The organism is Edaphobacter sp. FHG110511_03 (genome assembly GCF_059115365.1).
This window is the reverse complement of sequence record NZ_JBZYWL010000006.1, coordinates 87,463-103,624: the sequence shown is the minus strand read 5'-3', so window position 1 is coordinate 103,624 and position 16,162 is coordinate 87,463. Positions and strand designations below refer to the sequence as shown.

Below are 16,162 nucleotides of genomic sequence, written 5' to 3'. Positions count from 1 at the left end.
TTGATGTGTGATCTGCTCATCTTCCAGCCTTCGACGCCTGACGGCGATTGCCGCCGTGGCCGCAGCTTTCTCCGGTTTCGCCTTCGCCGAGTCCATCACCGGCACCGTAACCAATAAGACCAACAACAAACCTGCAGCAGGCGATGATGTCGTGCTGATCCGCCTGGCCCAGGGGATGCAGGAGTCCACCCGCACCAAGACCGATGCGAAGGGAAACTTTACGCTCGAGCTTCCCGATCCGGGCATGCACTTGATCCGTGTGACACACGATAAGGCGAACTACTTTCGGCCAGCGCCTCCTGGAACGCAGTCCGTGGACGTCGATGTGTACGACGCGGCCGCGAAGGTTGCAGGCGTAAGCAGCGAGGCCGATGTAATGCGCATCCAGACGGATGAGAGTGGCAAATCGCTGCGCATCACAGAGAACTTCTTCGTGAAGAACGATTCGACGCCACCGAAGACCCAGTTCGGCGACCGTCCTTTCGAGTTTTATCTTCCGGCCGGCGCAGTTGTGGAAGGCTCGGCAGCCTTGGCTCCGGGAGGAATGCCGGTGCAGGCTTCGCCGACACCTCTGAGCGATGCGAATCACTACACCTTTATCTTTCCGATTCGACCCGGGGAGACCCGCTTTCAGATCACGTACAAGCTTCCCTACGATGGCAGCCTGAAGCTGAATCCCAGGCCGATGATGGCAACGGACACAATTGCCATCATGATGCCGAAGAGCATGGGCTTCAAGGCGGGCGCGTCCGCCGCCTATACGCCGGTGACCGAGGAGACGACAGCGCAGACCTATGTGGCGCGTAACGTCTCTCCTTCACAAGCGTTGGAATTTACAGTCACAGGCACGGGGCAGCTCCCGCGTGACAGCGCGGCAACCCCTGGAAATGGTGGGCAGGCCGGCCCTGAAGGCGCGCAACCGCAGGGCGCAGGCGGCTCGGCTGCAGCCGATACCCGACCCGGCGGAGGGCTCGGTACCCCGCTCGATCCGGAAGGGACCAACGATCCCTGGTCGAAGTACAAGTGGTGGATTCTCGGCGGCCTAGGACTGGCGATGGCGGCTGGCGCTGGCTTCATGCTGAAGAACAATCCGCAGGGAGCGAATGGAGCAGCGGTCACGCATTCAGTTCCAGTTACAGCTTCTGGCCCGGCGGTTCCGGCAGGTCCAAGTGCGCTTCTGGCAAGCATGAAGGAAGAGCTGTTCGCCCTGGAGACGGATAGGCTGGAAGGTCGATTGGGCGAGGCGGAGTATGCTGAACAAAAGGCGGCGCTCGAAGTCGTGTTGAAGCGGGCGCTGCAACGGAGAGAACCGGGCCCGGTTGCATCTAAACCGACAGAGGCAAACCCTCTGCGAGGCTGAGATGAATACCTTCAAGTCGACACTCCTGCTGGTGTTGCTGACCGTGTTTCTGATCTTCATTGGAGCTCACTTCGGCGGCCGGAACGGGATGGTGCTGGCCTTTATTCTGTCAGTCGTGTTCAACTTCGGCACTTATTTCTTTTCAGACAAGCTGGCCCTTTCCATGTATCGGGCGCAACCCGCCACACGAGAAGAGTTGCCGCGAGTTTATAACGTTGTAGAACGGATGGCGGCGAAGCAGGGGCTGCCGATGCCGAAGGTTTACGTCATTCCGAGCGAGAGCCCAAATGCATTCGCCACGGGACGAAATCCGAAGCATGCCTCGGTTGCGGTAACCCATGGCATCCTGAATCTCCTGGACGACGAGGAGCTCGAAGGGGTTCTGGCGCACGAGTTGGGACATGTGAAGAACCGGGATATCCTCACCAGTTCCATTGCGGCGACCCTGGCTGGCGCCATCACGATGGTGGCTCGCATGGGCTTCTGGGCCTCGTTGTTTGGGGGCGGGCGAGACGACCGGGATCGCGGAGGCGGAGGTATGACCGGCCTGTTGATGATTATTCTGGCTCCGATCGCGGCAACGTTGATTCAGCTTGCGATCTCTCGGTCGCGAGAGTACGAAGCAGACGCCACGGGAGCAAAAGAGACGGGGAATCCTTATGCGCTGGCGCGCGCTCTGCAGAAGCTGGATAACTATTCGCGAAGGATTCCGATGCAGGCTTCACCAACGACCGCGCATTTGTTTATTGTGGCTCCACTGCTGGGAAGCGGGGGATTCGGCAATCTTTTCTCCACGCACCCTCCGATCAAGGATCGGATACAGCGCCTTATTGGGAGGGATCTGGTCTAGTGTTCGAAAGAGTTCTTCGGGCCTTGCGATTATTGACGATGACAGCCTGGGTTGGCGGACTGGCTTTCTTCGCGTTTGTGGTGGCGCCGGTGGCCTTTGGCCGTCTGCCCAGCGCGCATGATGCGGGGCTGGTCGTTGGCGGCACCCTTAACATTCTGCATTGGATTGGCCTGATCGGCGGCACCCTCTTCTGCCTTGCCACGGCGACGTTGTGGTTTCGTGCCGAAGTGCCTGCACGGGTCGGCTTCGCCCTTGAGATGGTCCTGGCTATCGTCATGCTTGCGGTCACGGCGTATTCCCAGTTCCAGATACTTCCTTCGATGGAACGGGATAGGGTTCAGGCTGGCGGCGCGATCGAGACAGCGGACATCTCTTCGCCATCGCGAGTCGACTTTGAACGCCTTCACGCATGGTCTGAGCGGCTCGAGGGCCTGGTTCTATTCTGTGGGATCGGGGTAATCCTTGTGCTGGCGCGTGAGTCGCAGTGGCCCGAGACGGGTAAAATCAATAGGATATGAACCTTGGACTCATCGCGATGCGAGACTTTGGTCTCGAACGCTGTCCCATGGAAGGCGGCGGAGAGGCTTGTCCCGCCCGGAACGGATAGACGATGTCATCGCTTTGGTTGAGCCTAACCCTGGGAGCAGCGGCAGGGCTTGCGGACTATCTCGGCGGGGTGTTGCTCGTACGGCGTTCCCCTTCTGCGCGCGCTCTGCGTTACTTTGTCGCTCTCGGAGCAGGCTTTATGCTTGCCGCCGCAGTCCTGGAGATGGTGCCGGAGGGGCTGTCACTTAATCCCCGGTGGGCTCCTATCCTGATTCTGGCCGGTTATTGCGGCGTTCATCTGCTTGAGCACACGCTGGTCCCCCACTTTCACTTTGGCGAAGAGACCCATCATCATGAGTTTCTCTCGGCGAAGACGAGTTACTCGGTGTTGCTGGGACTTGCCGCACATACCTTCTTTGACGGCATCGCGATTGGATCGGGCTTTGTACTTTCCCACTGGCTGGGTTGGATCATCTTCATCGCTGTGTTTTTACATAAGCTGCCCGAGGGCTTCACTGTCGCCAGCGTCATGCTGGCAAGCGGACGGGGAAAGCGGGCGGCCCTGAACTCCGCGATGATCCTGGGGGCGATGACGGTGGTCGGAGTGCTCGTCATCAATCTAAAACCAGTATGGGTGGAAGCTGGCTTACCGCTGTCAGCGGGTGTGACCATCTATGTAGCTGCGACCGACCTGGTGCCAGAGGTGAATCGTGAGCCGGGCATTCGGATGGCCCTGGTCTTCTTCGCGGGCGTCGCAATCTTCTTTCTGCTGAAGCTCCTCGCTCCCGCCTAACTCGCTGCCTGAAGCACAAGAGTTACGACGGCTGTGTGTTGAAGAGGCGTTCCCTCATTGTTAAGAGCTGTTCCGGTAACAGTGATTGTGTAGGATTTCACCGGCGTCGCGGTGTCTGCTCCCGCACGAATCCGGTCGCCGCAGCCCGTAGAGAACAACAACGGAGCAGAGAGTAGAAGAACGGCAAGCATCCGCGAGAGAGAGCTTCTGGAAGCCCGGGCAAAGAACTTGGAAAGAGGCAGAAGTAAGAGCGCAAAGGCTATCGGATTCCTTAGGCGTTCCAATTGCGCCGTCTTTGGCGTTGCAATGGTCATCGTGAACGCTCCGGAGGCCGTTCCGGGTGGAATGCTGCCGGGATTGAAGGAGGCAGTTCCAAGATTTGGTAGTCCCGACGCGGAAAGAGTTACGGGACTTGAGAGGGTACCCTGCGTATTGACGACAAAGGAGAAGTTGGCCGAGCTTCCCGAAACGATCGTCTGCGTCGTCGCACTGCTCGGAGCAAGGGTGAAATCCGCTGGGCCGGACTGTGGTGAGGTCACGGTGAACAGCGTCGAGGGTGAGCTGCTGGACAGAAAATTTGTATCGCCAGAATATGCCGCGGTGACACTATGAGGACCAGCGGTGAGAGCCGATGTGGCAAAGGTGAAATCGCCCGACGATGTCGCGCTGCCGGCAGCGATCAAGGTTCCACCATCGGCAAGAATGATGGTTCCTGCTGGAATTCCTGTGGTCTTGCTGGCCACGTGAACGCTCAGCAGTAGAGGCTGGTTCGCGTCGACACTGGTGGCGGACACGAGAGATCCGGTGGTCAACGCAAGCGTCGTGATGGTAGCGGCCTTCGTGATCGTCAAAGTTGGAACTGTTGCAAGTGTGTAGTTCCCTGCCGCCAAGCCCGTGAGCGTTACAGCCACAGGATAGACCCCGACGGTGGGGCGTATCGGAAGGTCGGTCGAGTAAGTTGCCGCTACAGTGGATCGATCCCGGGCGAGAACTCCTTCGAGGCTGCCCGCCATCACTGGGACGGTTTCTCCATAGCTGATTGAGGCGGGTGCAACGACGGCTGTAAGGGGAAGTGGAGTCACCGTGAGCGAAAACGTCAAGCTTTGGGCACCGCCGTGAGAAGAATCGCCGCTGTAGGATGCTGTGATTGTGTGCACGCCTGCCGAAAGGTTAGACGCGTCCAATATGGCAGCGTTCGAAGCGAGCGGCAGTACACCGATGCTGTTGGACGCTCCTGCATACTGGTCGAAGAAAGTGATCTCACCTGAGGCTTCCGTCGCAGATTCGAGAGTCGCTATAACCTGACCAGATCCATAGGAAACAACTCCATCGCCAGAGAGAGATAGACTTGCGGGAATCGTGGACCCCAGACCTGCAATCGTCTGGATTGAATCTCGGGAGATCTGGCGGACTCTCTGGTTCCCGGTATCTACGATGGTGACGAGGCCCGACGCTGAAAGAGATACAGAACGCGGGCTGCTCAGAGAGGCGGCTGTCGGTAGTTCTCCGGTTCCGGCGAACCCCTGCGTGCCATCCCCCGCGATGGTGGTGATGACTCCGCTTCCACTATCGATGCGTCGAACACGGTGGTTCGCGGTATCTGCGAGATAGATGTTCCCCTGGGGGTCGATCGAGAGACCTTGCGGGAGTGCAAGTCTCGCTGCATCGGAAGATGCAGAGTCCCCCGAAAATCCAAATGCGCCGGTGCCCGCGATGGTGGTGATAACGCCTGTCGAAGCATCGATGCGGCGGATCCGATGATTGTGCGTGTCGGCAAGGTAGAGATTTCCCTCCTCGTCCAAGGCGATGCCCTGCGGGGAATCCAGCGGGGCGGATAGGGCGTTGATGTTATCGCGGTCGTATCCCTGGGTCCCCGCGCCCGCAACGGTTGTAATCACAAGGGTATTGGCGTCGATGCGACGGATGCGATGGCTTCCGGCATCTGCAAAGAAGAGATTACCCCCGCCGTCGAGTGCGACGGAAACCGGCCTATCGAGTGTCGCAGCAGCAGCAGGACCATTGTCACCTGCCGAGCCGGACACAGAACTTCCGGCGATCGTGATGATGGTTCCGCTGGCTAGATCAACCTTCCGGATGCGGTGGTTGTGAGTATCGGCGATGTAGAGGCTGCTCGTGTCAACCGCGAGACCCTGTGGAGAGTCCAACAGCGCTGAAGTGGCCAGGGAGTTATCGCCGTCGTAGCCCTGAGTTCCTGTTCCCACCACGGTTGTGATGTGACCGGTAGTGTCGACCTTCCGAATAACGTGATTGGCCGTCTCCGCGATATAGAGGTTCCCCTTCGAGTCGAAGGCTATCGACGAAGGAAGCAGAATCGGAACCTTAGTGGCAAGGGTCTGGGCTTCCACGACAACCGGCACCAGCAGCATCAACCAGAGCGATATCTGGAGGCAGGCTTTCAGGCGACGATGCGGGAAGAGGATGCTCAGCGAACCCATGGGTAGTCACGCCGAGGTTACACGAGACTGCCTGAGACTCATATCCCCTTTGGGCGTTATATGGGCTCCGTCGTCGTGTATCTCGGAGGGAGATACACGACGGCGGAAATTTATTCAGCCACAGTTCGGTTTCGAAGGCTTCCCAGTTTTTCGATCGTGATCACCATTTCCTCGCCGGGCTTAAGCCAACGCTGCGGCGTCCGTCCAAGACCAACTCCCTCGGGGGTCCCCGTGCTGATGACGTCGCCGGCTTCAAGCATCGTGGTGCTGGAGATGTACTCGATGAGCGCGGGAATCTTGAAGATGAGGTCGCGCGTATTCGCCGACTGCAACGTCTCGCCATCGATCGTTAGCGAGATATCAAGAGCATGGGGATCGGCGACCTCATCTGCCGTAACGACAGATGGGCCAATTGGCGTAAAGGTCGGAAACGATTTTCCCAGCGTCCACTGCGAGGTCGCAAGCTGAATATCGCGCGCGCTGACGTCGTTGACAATGGTGTATCCGTAGACGTACTGCTGCCAGTCGGAGGCGGAAATCTGGTAGCCGGACTTGCCGATGACGACGCCAAGCTCAGCCTCATAATCGGGTTGGGTGCTGATCTTTGGAAGAATGACGGGGGTATCCGGGCCCACGACAGAACTTGACAGCTTCATAAAGACAGTTGGCACCTTCTGAACTGCCATCTTCGATTCGGCGGCATGGCTGGCGTAGTTCAGTCCGACGCCAAAGACGCGAGGAGGACGGATGGGGGCATGCAGAGTAACTTCGGACAGGGCGACCCGCGGAGCCTTGTCGAGCTTAGCTATGACCTCGGAGAGGGCAAGACTGCCACCTTCAATAATTGCGAGAACACTGGGATAGGCAAGCCCAGTCAAATCGACAACCTCATCGCCAATCAACACGCCGGGAGTGGGAACATCGCGGCTGAGGATTGCCGATGGATTTTGCGTGGACGATGTCTTGCCAGAGAACGTAACAAACTTCATGCCTTCGCGCTCCATGCCTCGCCCTGCGGATAAGCAAAGCGGTTGAGAGATTCTTCGCGAATCTCAATACTGTATCCCGGTTCGGTAGGTACCTGATAGTGACCGTCACGGATGTGGACCGGCGTTACAAAGTGTTCGTGCAGATGATCGACAAACTCGATGACCCGATTCTCAATCTTCGTGGAGACAGATAGGAGATCGAACATCGAGAGATGCTGGACGTACTCGCAAAGCCCAACGCCGCCAGCGTGCGGGCAGACGGGAACGTTGAACTTTGCCGCCAACAAAAGTATAGCGATGTTCTCGTTAACCCCACCGACACGGCAGCTATCCAGTTGTACTACGTCGAGCGCCTGGGCCTGAAGAAACTGCTTGAACATAACCCGGTTGTGGCAGTGCTCGCCTGTGGCGATGCGGACGTCCGGGACTTCGCGCCGAATGCGGGCATGACCAAGAATATCGTCGGGGTTGGTCGGCTCTTCCATCCACCAGGGCTTGAGCTCGGCGAGCTGGCTGGTACGATCGATGGCCTCGAGCACGCCCCATTTCTGATTGGCATCCACCATCAGCTTATTGCTCCATCCGATCTCTTCCCGAACGATGCGGCCACGACGAAGGTCCTCGGCAGGGTCGCCGCCAACCTTAAGCTTGAAGTGCGTCCAGCCTTCGGCAAGCGCCTCATGGCAGAGGCGGCGAATCTTTTCTTCGGAGTAGCCAAACCATCCGACTGAGGTGGTGTAGGCCGGATAGCCTTTTTCTTTCAGAAACGCAAGGCGTTCGTCTTTTCCACTGCGAGCCTTTTCCAGGATTTCCCTGGCTTCAGCGGGTGTGAGGGCGTCGTCGATATAGCGGAAGTCAACGGCTTTGAGCACCTGACATGGTTCTAAATCGGCGAGAAGCTGCCACAGAGGCTTCTTTTCTACGCGCGCATACAGATCCCATACCGCGTTAATAAGAGCGCCGGTCGCGAGATGAATGACTCCCTTTTCCGGGCCCAGCCAACGGAACTGCGTATCTTCGGTGAGTTGGCGCGAGAAGGCGCAGAGATCATCTGTAATCGAGCTCAAGGAGCGATTGACAACGTAGCGGGAAAGATAGGTCACCGCCTGAACAACGAGGTCCGTGCCTCTCCCCAGCGTAAAGGTAAGACCATGACCGGCAAGTCCTGCGTTGGTTTCAAGGATGCAGTACGCCGCGGAATAATCGGGATCTTTATTAACAGCATCAGAGCCGATGTGCTCGCGCGAGGTTGGGAAGCGCAGATCGATAACACGAACACCGGTAATCAAAATCTCGTTCAAGGCTCAGGCTTTCCCTTCTTCTAAAGATAAGGAGTTCAGGTCTAACAAGCTATAGGTATCGTTCACGCGGCCGTCCACCCGCCATCAATGGGAATGACGGCGCCGTTTATAAATTCCGCCTCTTTGGAGCACAGATAGCGAACAAGAGACGCGATGTCCTCGGGAGTACCGAGTCTTCCGATCGGCTGTCGCGCCACTAACTCGGCGCGGACCTTCTCTTTCTCGTGAGCATGGTATTTCTCGAGATAGCCTTCAACGAACGGGGACTGGACGGTTCCCGGGGCAATACAGTTGACGCGAAGCTCTTTGGGATAGTCCACCGCAATCTGCCGTGTGATTGCCTGCACCGCGCCCTTGCTGGCGCAGTAAGCGAATCGTTGTTTCACGCCGACAGAGCCTGCCACCGAACCGATGTTAACGATCGATCCTCGAGAAGCCAGCAGTAAAGGCAAAGCCGCCTTCGTCACTAGAAAGACGCTGTTGACGTTGACGCGCATGACTCGCTCGAAGTCCTCCTCCGAAGTGGCCGAGATGTCGCCCACCAGGCCGATGCCGGCGTTGTTCACGAGGATATCGAGCTGGGAAATACTGTCAAAAGCCAGACGTATAGAAGCCGAATCGCTCACGTCCATGCCAACCGCGCGGGAGCCGGAAAGCTCGCTGGCGAGAGATTCGGCTGCTGGAAGGTGAATATCTGCGATGATCACCTGAGCCCCGGCACGTGCAAGCTCGCGCGCCGTTGCTGCTCCAATTCCGCTGGCGCCGCCGGTGATGAGGGCCACCTTGTTTTTCAGGTAAAAGGATTCACTCATATATTGAAATAATATCCTCCAGAAGGATACCTCGTTTTTCGATTTGTGGCGCTATCAACCTGAGCAGGCAACTGAAAATGACAAGAATACTTCCTGGCAGCATGCGCTCGCCTGCCAAATGCATTTCGGCAAATCCCGACCCCTCTTTCCGATAGAATGCCGCAGAACTGTGGAGGAAGCTATGCCTCGTTATTGTTTAGCTCTTGACCTTAAGGACGATGCCACCGCTATTGCGGAATATAAGCGATATCACCAGAAAATATGGCCTGAGATCAGGGACAGCATCAGCGGAGCCGGCATTGTGGACATGGAAATTTATCTTCTAGGCACGCGGCTCTTCATGATCATGGATGTCGACGAAACCTTTTCTCTCTCGGCCAAAGCCACTGCCGATGCAGCGAATCCCAAGGTTCAGGAGTGGGAGGCCTTGATGGGCCGCTTCCAACAGCCACTCCCCCAGTCTCGTCCCGGCCAACGCTGGGTGCGAATGGAGCGCATATTCAGCCTGCAGGAACAAAAGGATTAATAACACGCCAGCGTGCCACGTTCTGCCGGAGCAGGAGACCAAACGTTCCCTATCTTTTCGTGGACTGATATGGTGTTGCAAAGACAATATGGATGGGGTGGTACCCACAGGTAACAGGCGAACCGACTTATGCCGGGGAAGTTGCAAATATCGGGCCTTATTAACCCTTGAGATACCGCACCTCTGTTGCATTTTTTTCGTGGACCGAATCATTGCTGCATCAACGACAAGTTCAAATCCAGATGGCCTATGACCTATAACGCGTCAAGTTCTTCCTCCGCCCCATCCGATGCCGGGATGAAGTCCAATTACAACCGCTTTCTGCTCCTGGTAGCAGGACTTGGAGGCCTGCTTTATGGAGTGGACGTCGGTATTATCGGCGGCGCGCTTCCCTATCTGGAGGCAACTTCGCGGCTGAACGCCGGCCAACTCTCCGTCATCGTGGCCGCAGTGCTGCTTGGAAGCGTCATCTCGACGCTGTTTGCCGGCCTGCTCGCCGATTGGTTGGGTCGTAAGCCCCTGATGGTCATCAGTGGCTTGACGTTCGTTCTGAGTATCCCCATGATTGCGGTGGCACACGGCTATGGCCCCCTGTTCTTTGGACGGCTGTTGCAGGGCGTTAGCGGCGGCTTGATCGGTGTGGTGGTTCCGCTTTATCTCGCGGAATGTCTCCCGGCGAGCAATCGGGGCAAAGGCACCGCGGTCTTTCAATGGTTGCTTACGCTTGGCATTGTCTCGGCCGCGTTGATCGGGATCTATTACAGCTATCGGGTGGAAGCCGTGGCCAAAGTCTCCGACGCGGCAACTCTGTTCGCCTTTAAAGATCAGGCCTGGAGGCGGATCTTCTGGGTATCTTTGCCGCCTGGAATTCTCTTTGTCCTTGGTAGTCTGTTTGTCGCGGAATCGCCTCGCTGGCTGTTCCTCCGCGGGCGACGGGAAAAAGCTTTAGCTGCGTTGCAACGTTCGCGTGAGATGCCGCAGGCCAGGATGGAGATGGCCGAGATGGAGCGCATTGCAGCAGCGACGAAGGAGCCGTCAACCACGGGAGGTGCGGTTAAAGATTCGCTCCTGCGACGGAAGTATGTAATCCCCTTTCTTCTTGCCTGCATCATCCTGTTCTGCAATACCGCTACCGGCGTGAACTCGATCATCGGCTACAACACGGCCATTCTGTTGCAAAGCGGTCTGTCCGACCTCCATGCCCATTGGGGATATGTGTTGTTTACCGTTGTCAACTTCGTGATGACGATCGGTGGCATGACCCTAATCGACCGCAAGGGACGCAAGTTCCTGTTCATTCTCGGAACCTCGGGGATCATCGTTTCGTTGATTGGTGTGGGCCTGCTGTTTCTCGGCACGGAGAAGCTGAATCAGGACTGCCGGGATGCGGTACAGGCGATGGTTGCTCCGGATCAGACTCTCAACCTTACGTTTAATCCAGCCGAGGCGAAGCGTCTGCTGGGTACCGGCGACAAAGCAAGTGCGATCGACAGCCAGCGTGCCTCCCTGGCGGTCATATACTCCTACGGTGACTTCACCGCGGCGACAAGCTTTGTGCGAACCGATGACGCCGGAGCGGCACCTATCCAGATCACACGGGAGAGCGCTGTTCCTTCCAATAAAGTTGAAGCGTTCTTCAAGAATCCTTTTGCCGATCTCGACGCCGCCCGTACGGCACCGCTCAAAATCGATCGGGCATTGGTAGGCAGGGTTCCGGATTCGAGACACGGCTGGCTGGTCGCAATCGGGCTGTATCTCTTTATGTCGTTTTATGCGATCGGGCCCGGGGTTGGGGTATGGCTGGCCCTCTCCGAACTGATGCCGACGCGAATCCGTTCCAACGGGATGAGCATCGCTCTGGTCATCAATCAGCTGGTCTCAACTACGTTGGCCGGCATCTTCTTACCGGTCGTCAGCAAGTATGGATACTCTTTTATGTTCTTTCTCTTCGCCGGATTTACGGTGATTTACTTTGTCGTCGTCACATTCTTCCTTCCCGAGACGAAGGGCAAGACTCTCGAGGAGATCGAACAATACTTCGAGGGCAACAAAGCGTAACGGATGTTTACCTACGAAGAGGCGACAATAGAGTGAAAAGTAGCTGCAAAAAGAGTCACATACAACTTTATCGCCAACGGATGTACTCTATCCGGAGTATATTGCTATCGAGATTTGCAGTATCAGGGAGAAGACTTTCATGCGCGCAATGCAACGGAACATCGCAACAACATTTGCTCTGACTACTGTTCTTGTCCTGGGAGGATGCAAGAGCTCGACTCCAGCGGCCCCGGCCAACGATGCGACATCGCAGGCCGCTCCGGCAGCTCCGCCTCCAGCGGATCAGTCGGCTTCGAATGCGGCTGCCCCCGCCGCAACTCCGGCAACCTCCCCCGCACCCGCACCGGCCCCTGAACCAGCGCCTGCTGCCGCCGCCCCGGCACCCGCTGCTGCACCGGCACCTGCGCCCCCACCAGCGCCTGTTCGGCTCACCGCTCCCGCCGGAGCACATGTTTCCGTAGTGATGTCACAGCAGATCAGCGCAAAAAGCAATAACGTGGGTGATTCATTCAGCGGTGAACTGTCCTCTGCGTTGACCTCATCGAGTGGCAAGGTTTTGCTGCCCAGAGGAACTCCTGTTGAGGGAACTGTAACTGCGGCCAAGGGCCGGGGCAAATTCAAGGGCGAGGGCGACCTGGCTATCCAAGTGACCTCTATCGGTGGCCACTCGGTCACAACCAGCTCCTACCTGAAGCAGGAAAAAGGTAAGGGTAAGCGAACTGCCGGCATGATCGGTGGCGGCGGTGGTGCCGGCGCCCTGATCGGTGGCCTGGCAGGCGGCGGAAAAGGCGCTCTGATCGGCGGACTCGTCGGGGCAGGAGCCGGCACAGCCGGTGCTGCACTGACGGGGAACAAGGACATCGTCATCCCTGCCGAATCCATCGTCTCGTTCACCCTGCAGACTCCGCTAACCGTAACCAAATAAATTTCACGACTTCCCTTTCAAGAGGCGTCCTTCGAAGGACGCCTCTTTTATGCTCTCCAACATGCATGGCCCGATAGACTGGATGTATGCGCCTGAACCCTGTCTTCCTTCTATCCGCTACCGATGCGGCACACTTTCCCACCGACTCGAAGACGAACGGTGCTCCTGAGGTTGCGTTTCTAGGACGTTCGAATGTGGGCAAGTCATCGTTGATCAATGCGTTGCTGGGATCCAAAGAAGCGAGGGTCTCTTCGACTCCCGGGAGAACACGCGCGATCAACTTCTTCGCGCTGCATGAGGTCGCCACTGGAGGAAAACAGAAGGCGGTTCCATCGATCATCTTCGCTGACCTGCCGGGTTACGGATACGCGAAGATCTCGAAGTCGATCTCGGCGGAGTGGCCGCAGTTTATTGAGCCATACCTTGGAGAGCGGGAGACGCTCGCGCTTTGCGTTTGTCTGGTCGACACCAATATCCCCCCGCAGGCGAGCGACGGCCAATTGATCACCTATCTCAAGCAGACGCAGAGACCGTTTGTCGTTGTGGGAACGAAGGCAGATCGACTCTCAAAAAACGTGCTCGCGAAAAGCCTGGCGGCGTTGAAGCAAGAACATGGTGTGGACGAAATTCTTCCCGTCTCTTCGAAAACGAAAGGGGGAACTGCTGCACTGTGGCAACGCATCCTGAGTGTTGCCGAATAACTGCATCGCCCATGAATCGCAAAATCAAGTGAAGTATTCTTTAGTCTTCAAGCGCAAATAGATTGCATCATCGCATTCATCGGAGTTCAGCATGAAGAACTTCTTTCGGACAGTCTGCTCTTTCGCTCTCCTTGCCTTGTTGACACCTTGCGCCAAGGCCCAGCAACCAGTCTCCATTACCTGGCTGCCTCAGGATCTGGCGAGTGGCTCTCCATGCCTTTTTCGTGTCGAATCAACCGATGCTGCCATCGTAAGCGGGAGCTGGCAAGGCCACAAACTCAGCTTCTTCCGCCCAGCGAACGATCGTAGCTCGTGGTATGCCCTCGCCGGCGTAGATGTTGCGGTTAAACCTGGAGATTACGAACTCAATCTCGAAGTGGAGCGCGACGGCAAGATACAAACCCTCCATCGCACGGTGGGCATCTCTCCATCTGCCTACAAAGAAATTCCGCTTACCGTTCCAGAGAAGTTTGTCCAACCAGGTCCGAAGGCACTGAAGGCCATCGCCGCGGATCAAAAGATCAAACGCAGGGTTTTCGCAGATTCCGTGGATGCCCCACTATGGAGCGGAGATTTCTTATCGCCGCTCGAGAGCGCACCGAGCACCGACTCCTTCGGCACTCGACGAGTCTTCAATGGATCGTTGGCCAGTATTCATCGCGGTCTGGATTATCGAGCAAAGCCTGGAACTTCAGTGCGGGCGTCCAACTCGGGACGTATTGTGCTTGCTCGGCTCCTCTATTACGAAGGTAATTGCGTCATCATCGATCACGGCCTGGGATTGATGACCATCTATATGCATCTGTCGAAATTCGATGTAAAAATAGGTCAGCGGGTAAGGCGTGGCCAACTGATTGCTCTTAGCGGCCAAACCGGGCGCGCAACAGGGCCGCATCTACATCTCAGCGTTCGTTGGCAGGGCGAATATCTCGATCCCGCAAAACTCTTCTCCCTCGAACTGCCGACGCCGAGACATGCATCAAAAGCAAACTAGCCTGGAGGCCTCTGCTCTGAAGGAAGTTCCGCCTTCGCGCCGGTCCGAAAAACTTTTCTCAGAGGCTTTTGAATTGCCCGTAACAATGCCCAAGCCACGAGAAATCCTGCAATCAGAATGCAAGCCGCTAACGAAGCTGCGAAGATGGGATGATGGGTCGCAAACCACGTGATCCCGACGGCCAGCACATCTTCCACGGAGCTCAGTGCGATATTGGAAACCGGCTCAGGACTCGGCGTAACCGCCGTTCTAACAAGCGTCTTCGAACTGTGAGCGGCTAATGCGATTCCCGCTCCAATCGCCGTAGCCAGCAGCTGCATGGAAGGCGAGAGTTGCGAGCTGGCATGGTAGGCGATCAGACCGGCTACTGGAACCCGGACCACCGTCTGGAGGCCATTCCAGATGACATCGAATCCCGGAATCTTGTCCGCAAAGAACTCAATTACGAACAGCAGGCCGCAGGTTAGCATCACCCACGTGTTGCCGACACCATCCAGACCTGGGGGCAGCGAAACCCAGTGGGTTCGTGCCAGAACTCCGAGCGTCAGGACAGTCGCATAGATGTTCAGCCCGCCTGCGAAGCTCGCCGCTACGATCAGCGCCGTGATGTTCGCCGCCGAAAACTCCATAGTGGGGGAATTTTACTCTCACTTCAGAGCAATCAGGCAAACGCTGAAAATCAACGCCGGATGGCGCGTTTAACCTGGGCATACTGCTCCAGGATAAAACTGTCGGTCATACCAGCAATGTAGTCCGCGACTACCCTCGCCAATCCTTGCGTTTCGATCTCCTGAAAGTGACCGGGCGGAAGCTCTTCAGGATCCTTAATCCAGAAATCGAAGAGGGCCGTCACCACTTCTTCGGCCTTGTCATGCTCCCGCTCCAACGAATGACACGTGTAAAGCGTGTCGTAGAGGTAGCGTTTTTCCTCCAGCCTTTCCGATTCTGCCTGCGCGGAAAACAGGGACAGCCGTTCTGGATATCGCCGAATATCTTCGAGTGAAGTGGCCCCGATTGCCTCCACATTCAAGAGGGTCGTCGCAATCAAGTCGTCCGTCAACAGATTCTGCATCAACTGCAGCGCCTCATGAAAGAGGTATTTCTCTTCAATTCCGGAGTGCGACTCTTCAACGGTACGGTAGCAGCGACCCACAATTGCGACGTGCTCGCAGATATGGCCAATCTCCAGGAGACCTGACTCTACGCCGTCATCCAGGTCTGCCGTAAGGTAGGCAATCTCGTCGGCCAGATCGATCAACTGAGCTTCGAGAGGAGGCCTTTGATCCAAAAAATGCTCTGCCAGTTCGGGATGATCAGCAGCGCTGTAATCGCGTGAATGCTTGATGATGCCCTCTCGCACCCCCAGCGTAAGATTCAGTCCGCGATGAGCAGCATACCGTTGTTCGAAGTGCTCCACGATGCGCAATGCATGGAGATTATGATCGAAGCTCGATCCGTGCCGGCGCAGGCACCGATCAAGCGCACGTTCTCCGGCATGTCCAAAAGGGGGATGCCCGATATCGTGAACCAGCGCCAGGGTCTCGGCGAGATCTTCATTCAGGCCTAAGGCAACCGCGGCGGCACGTGCAATCTCCGCCACTTCGATCGTATGGGTTAATCGGCTGCGAAAATGGTCGGACGATCTGCTGGTAAAGACCTGCGTCTTTCCGGCCAGCCTGCGAAACGCTCGGGATTGCACAACGCGCTCACGATCACGCTGAAAAGCCTCTCGCCCCGAACGCGCGGGAGCCGGAAAGACACGCGCCGTAAGTGTGTCGGAGCCATCTCCGACAACCGCGCAAAACCTGAGATTCTTCGCCATATCCAAACATCAGTTTACCGGATTGGCGA

Annotated in this window: 15 protein-coding genes; 9 read left to right on the top strand and 6 right to left on the bottom strand. The window is 56.9% G+C overall.

Translation table 11 applies throughout. The features are described from left to right. Positions 1-7: 7 nt before the first annotated feature. The 4 genes from AC5S26_RS22825 (at position 8) to AC5S26_RS22810 (ending at position 3,549) form a co-directional block, all read left to right on the top strand. Complete coding sequence (locus AC5S26_RS22825; protein ID WP_494187258.1) at positions 8-1,360, top strand: carboxypeptidase regulatory-like domain-containing protein; 1,353 nt, start codon at positions 8-10, stop codon at positions 1,358-1,360. Position 1,361: 1 nt separating this feature from the next. Beyond that, complete coding sequence (locus AC5S26_RS22820) at positions 1,362-2,210, top strand: zinc metalloprotease HtpX (RefSeq protein ID WP_494187257.1); 849 nt, start codon at positions 1,362-1,364, stop codon at positions 2,208-2,210. A gap of 38 nt (positions 2,211-2,248) precedes the next feature. Then, positions 2,249-2,728 (top strand): DUF4149 domain-containing protein, encoded by a 480-nt coding sequence (locus tag AC5S26_RS22815; protein ID WP_494187256.1) that lies wholly within the window; start codon positions 2,249-2,251, stop codon positions 2,726-2,728. Positions 2,729-2,820: 92 nt separating this feature from the next. After that, the gene (locus AC5S26_RS22810; RefSeq protein WP_494187255.1) at positions 2,821-3,549 is read left to right on the top strand and encodes a ZIP family metal transporter; all 729 of its coding nucleotides are present in this window, start codon (positions 2,821-2,823) and stop codon (positions 3,547-3,549) included. On the opposite strand, the gene AC5S26_RS22805 is transcribed toward AC5S26_RS22810, so the two are convergent. The 4 genes from AC5S26_RS22805 to AC5S26_RS22790 all read right to left on the bottom strand — a co-directional run bounded on the left by AC5S26_RS22805 (position 3,546) and on the right by AC5S26_RS22790 (position 9,107). Next, complete coding sequence (locus tag AC5S26_RS22805) at positions 3,546-6,005, bottom strand: Ig-like domain repeat protein (RefSeq protein WP_494187254.1); 2,460 nt, start codon at positions 6,003-6,005, stop codon at positions 3,546-3,548. The two genes, AC5S26_RS22810 and AC5S26_RS22805, sit on opposite strands and share 4 nt — an antisense overlap. A gap of 110 nt (positions 6,006-6,115) precedes the next feature. Further along, positions 6,116-6,994: a fumarylacetoacetate hydrolase family protein gene (locus AC5S26_RS22800; protein WP_494187253.1), complete on the bottom strand. Its 879-nt coding sequence runs from the start codon at positions 6,992-6,994 to the stop codon at positions 6,116-6,118. Further along, the gene (locus AC5S26_RS22795) at positions 6,991-8,295 is read right to left on the bottom strand and encodes an enolase C-terminal domain-like protein (protein ID WP_494187252.1); all 1,305 of its coding nucleotides are present in this window, start codon (positions 8,293-8,295) and stop codon (positions 6,991-6,993) included. The genes AC5S26_RS22800 and AC5S26_RS22795 overlap by 4 nt, the downstream gene beginning before the upstream one ends. Before the next feature lie 62 nt (positions 8,296-8,357). After that, positions 8,358-9,107: an SDR family NAD(P)-dependent oxidoreductase gene (locus AC5S26_RS22790; protein ID WP_494187251.1), complete on the bottom strand. Its 750-nt coding sequence runs from the start codon at positions 9,105-9,107 to the stop codon at positions 8,358-8,360. A gap of 181 nt (positions 9,108-9,288) precedes the next feature. On the opposite strand from AC5S26_RS22790, the gene AC5S26_RS22785 reads away from it, so the two are divergent. The 5 genes from AC5S26_RS22785 to AC5S26_RS22765 all read left to right on the top strand — a co-directional run bounded on the left by AC5S26_RS22785 (position 9,289) and on the right by AC5S26_RS22765 (position 14,311). Further along, positions 9,289-9,633, top strand: a complete 345-nt coding sequence (locus AC5S26_RS22785; protein ID WP_494187250.1) for an L-rhamnose mutarotase — start codon at positions 9,289-9,291, stop codon at positions 9,631-9,633. A gap of 249 nt (positions 9,634-9,882) precedes the next feature. After that, positions 9,883-11,691, top strand: coding sequence for an MFS transporter (locus tag AC5S26_RS22780; RefSeq protein WP_494187249.1), 1,809 nt, complete (start codon positions 9,883-9,885; stop codon positions 11,689-11,691). Positions 11,692-11,830: 139 nt separating this feature from the next. Next, entirely contained in the window at positions 11,831-12,616 is a 786-nt protein-coding gene (locus tag AC5S26_RS22775; RefSeq protein WP_494187248.1) for a hypothetical protein, read from the top strand. 86 nt (positions 12,617-12,702) lie between these two features. Beyond that, complete coding sequence (yihA, locus tag AC5S26_RS22770) at positions 12,703-13,317, top strand: ribosome biogenesis GTP-binding protein YihA/YsxC (RefSeq protein WP_494187247.1); 615 nt, start codon at positions 12,703-12,705, stop codon at positions 13,315-13,317. Between the two features lie 91 nt (positions 13,318-13,408). After that, positions 13,409-14,311 (top strand): M23 family metallopeptidase, encoded by a 903-nt coding sequence (locus AC5S26_RS22765; protein ID WP_494187246.1) that lies wholly within the window; start codon positions 13,409-13,411, stop codon positions 14,309-14,311. On the opposite strand, the gene AC5S26_RS22760 is transcribed toward AC5S26_RS22765, so the two are convergent. After that, positions 14,308-14,940: a DUF4126 domain-containing protein gene (locus AC5S26_RS22760; protein WP_494187245.1), complete on the bottom strand. Its 633-nt coding sequence runs from the start codon at positions 14,938-14,940 to the stop codon at positions 14,308-14,310. The two genes, AC5S26_RS22765 and AC5S26_RS22760, sit on opposite strands and share 4 nt — an antisense overlap. A gap of 50 nt (positions 14,941-14,990) precedes the next feature. Continuing rightward, positions 14,991-16,133 carry a dGTP triphosphohydrolase gene (dgt, locus tag AC5S26_RS22755; RefSeq protein WP_494187244.1) on the bottom strand — a complete coding sequence of 381 codons (1,143 nt, stop codon included), beginning with the start codon at positions 16,131-16,133 and terminating at the stop codon, positions 14,991-14,993. Between the last annotated feature and the right edge of the window lie 29 nt (positions 16,134-16,162).

Bases quoted from the DNA above. Each gene is read 5' to 3' on its own strand.
- AC5S26_RS22820 (WP_494187257.1), top strand. From the start codon at position 1,362: ATGAATACCTTCAAGTCGACACTCCTGCTGGTGTTGCTGACCGTGTTT.
- AC5S26_RS22815 (WP_494187256.1), top strand. From the start codon at position 2,249: ATGACAGCCTGGGTTGGCGGACTGGCTTTCTTCGCGTTTGTGGTGGCG.
- AC5S26_RS22810 (WP_494187255.1), top strand. From the start codon at position 2,821: ATGTCATCGCTTTGGTTGAGCCTAACCCTGGGAGCAGCGGCAGGGCTT.
- AC5S26_RS22805 (WP_494187254.1), bottom strand. From the start codon at position 6,005: ATGGGTTCGCTGAGCATCCTCTTCCCGCATCGTCGCCTGAAAGCCTGC.
- AC5S26_RS22800 (WP_494187253.1), bottom strand. From the start codon at position 6,994: ATGAAGTTTGTTACGTTCTCTGGCAAGACATCGTCCACGCAAAATCCA.
- AC5S26_RS22790 (WP_494187251.1), bottom strand. From the start codon at position 9,107: ATGAGTGAATCCTTTTACCTGAAAAACAAGGTGGCCCTCATCACCGGC.
- AC5S26_RS22785 (WP_494187250.1), top strand. From the start codon at position 9,289: ATGCCTCGTTATTGTTTAGCTCTTGACCTTAAGGACGATGCCACCGCT.
- AC5S26_RS22780 (WP_494187249.1), top strand. From the start codon at position 9,883: ATGACCTATAACGCGTCAAGTTCTTCCTCCGCCCCATCCGATGCCGGG.
- AC5S26_RS22775 (WP_494187248.1), top strand. From the start codon at position 11,831: ATGCGCGCAATGCAACGGAACATCGCAACAACATTTGCTCTGACTACT.
- yihA (WP_494187247.1), top strand. From the start codon at position 12,703: ATGCGCCTGAACCCTGTCTTCCTTCTATCCGCTACCGATGCGGCACAC.
- AC5S26_RS22765 (WP_494187246.1), top strand. From the start codon at position 13,409: ATGAAGAACTTCTTTCGGACAGTCTGCTCTTTCGCTCTCCTTGCCTTG.
- AC5S26_RS22760 (WP_494187245.1), bottom strand. From the start codon at position 14,940: ATGGAGTTTTCGGCGGCGAACATCACGGCGCTGATCGTAGCGGCGAGC.
- dgt (WP_494187244.1), bottom strand. From the start codon at position 16,133: ATGGCGAAGAATCTCAGGTTTTGCGCGGTTGTCGGAGATGGCTCCGAC.